This window comes from Methylomonas sp. BG-2, from assembly GCF_057766305.1.
Genome location: NZ_JBYMAP010000394.1, coordinates 1 through 2,206 on the forward strand (window position 1 = coordinate 1; position 2,206 = coordinate 2,206).

General features: G+C 56.6%; 1 protein-coding gene and 1 tRNA gene. One reads left to right on the top strand and one right to left on the bottom strand.

Annotated elements, in window-relative coordinates; translation table 11 throughout:
• Window positions 1-226 precede the first annotated feature (226 nt).
• Complete coding sequence (locus AC3B8H_RS20565; protein ID WP_488443380.1) at window positions 227-1,462, top strand: PepSY-associated TM helix domain-containing protein; 1,236 nt, start codon at window positions 227-229, stop codon at window positions 1,460-1,462.
• Window positions 1,463-1,783: 321 nt separating this feature from the next.
• Here AC3B8H_RS20565 and AC3B8H_RS20570 read toward each other — a convergent pair.
• Window positions 1,784-1,871, bottom strand: a tRNA-Ser gene (locus AC3B8H_RS20570).
• Window positions 1,872-2,206: the final 335 nt, after the last annotated feature.

The following is a 2,206-nucleotide window of genomic DNA, read 5'->3' on the forward strand; positions in this document are numbered from 1 at the left end:
ATTGCGGTTGGTTTAAACTTTCGCGACGGTTTTTTCGGACTGATCGGACAACGACGATTTAGGTCGTGGACCGTTGCTTAACCGTGCGGGTTTCGGTTGTTTACAACCGCGCGCGATTGGCGACGACTTAAATTCTTTACCCTGTGTGAAAGCGGGTGATGGGTGGGTAAAATCCAAGTTAACACGTCATTAGTATTCACTTGCCACGCAAAAGGACGAAAAATACATGAACTCACCCGCATCCGCCGACTCGGCCACTCGGATCGATACCACCGCTAATACATCCGCGCGTCTGCAAGGACTCAAGGCCCGCCGCAAACTCTGGCTGAAAGTGCATCTTTGGTTGGGCTTGAGCCTGGGTTTTGTTCTGGCTTTGATCGGCTTGACCGGTTCGGTACTGGTGTTTTGGCAGGAAATCGACCGAGCGCTGAATCCTGGGTTATACGTTTCGGCGCGCGTCGGCGGCGAGCTTCAGTCGTTGGACGCGATATTCGCGGCGGCCGAGCGGGCCGCGCCTCCGGATTGGGATTCGGCCTGGGCCGATGCGCCGACCGTAGCCAACGGCAATTATGTCTTCGGTTTTTATTACCCGACTGGCAGCCAGTCGCCGGACTCCGCGCAATCGTTAAACATTGCAATCGACCCGTTCACGGCGGAGCCGGTCGGGCGGCGGGTGTTTTACCACGCCGGCAATCCGCTGAAACACAGCTTGATGGGCTTTTTCTTCAAGCTGCACTATGCCTTGCTGCTGGGCGACACCGGCGTGACGATCGTTGGAGTATTCGGCGCGTTGTTCATGGTGTCGGTATTGTCGGGCCTGATTTTGTGGTGGCCGTTGACCGGAAAATGGCGGCGGACCTTGACGATCAAACGCCGGGCCAGCCGCGAACGGTTCAATCACGATTTGCACCAAAGCGCCGGCTTTTACAGTTTGGCGGTCATGCTGGCCTTGCTGGTTTCCGGCATTTACTTCAATTTGCCGGAGCCGTTCCGCTGGCTGGTCGGGCAATTTTCCGAATTGAGTCCGGAGCCACCGGTTCCGGCGCTGTCTTCGCCGAGCCAATCCGGTGCGCTGCAGCAAGCGATCAACCAAGCCCGGCGCGATTTTCCCGGCGGCGTGCCGCAATTCTATACCTGGGAAGGCGGCAATCAGCGTCGTTTCCAAGCCTGTTATCGCGACGTCGAATCGTTGCGACACAAAGTGATGAACGACCGCTGTCTGGTTTTCGATCGGGTCAGCGGCGCGCTGCTGCAGGTCCAGGATGCCGAACACGGCAGCGCCGGCGATGTTTTCATGCTTTGGCAATGGCCGCTGCATTCCGGCCGGGTGTTCGGCTGGACCGGTCGGATTCTGGTGTTCGTGACCGGTCTGCTTTGCCCCTTGCTCTTCGCCACCGGTGTGATTCGCTGGCTGCAAAAGCGTAAAGCCGCGAGATCGAAACTCATGGTTCGGATCGCGTGAAATACTTCCGTTTAATTTCCGGCGGTTCCGCGGCGACAGGCTAGAGCGATGCCGACAACCGTATCGCACTGAGTTGCGTAACGCGGGCAAGCGGCTGGGCGAACCGACTCGGCGGAAAAAACGCAAGCTCAACGCCGCGAGCACTGGCGGACTGAAACAAGCATCCAAAAAACCCTTGGACGGACTTTTCCGGAACGGATAGATCAGTTCAGTTCGGGGGATGGGCCAGAAGGGCTTTCGGGCTACAGGCGCTGCGGTAGCGTTCTTGCTATAGCTAGAGCAAAAAATAAGCGCCACGGAGGGCGCTTATTTCAAGGTTTGTGGCGGAGAGAAAGGGATTCGAACCCTTGATACGTTGCCGTATACACACTTTCCAGGCGTGCGCCTTCGACCGCTCGGCCATCTCTCCAGGTGTGAATCAGTCGGAAGAAACATGCTAAGGTTATTCGACCCTTCGGCGACCGCCGGAATGGTTTTTAAAAAAACCGGTGACTGACTTATCCTGGTTAGGATACCCGATACACTGCGCAATTGCAACGCTGGGCCGGTCCAACGACGCACGGGCCTGAATTGGTCGAGTACGACCGGGCACTTCCAAAGGCGGAGTTTGTAATGCTGGCAGATCCTTCCATCAATATGAACACGAAATAAGCGGCCGCCAAGTCAAACGTTTTCCAGCGGAAAACGCGCGGAGCGGCATTCATTTCAAAGCAAGAACGCGTCAACCGTGCATAAATACCTCGG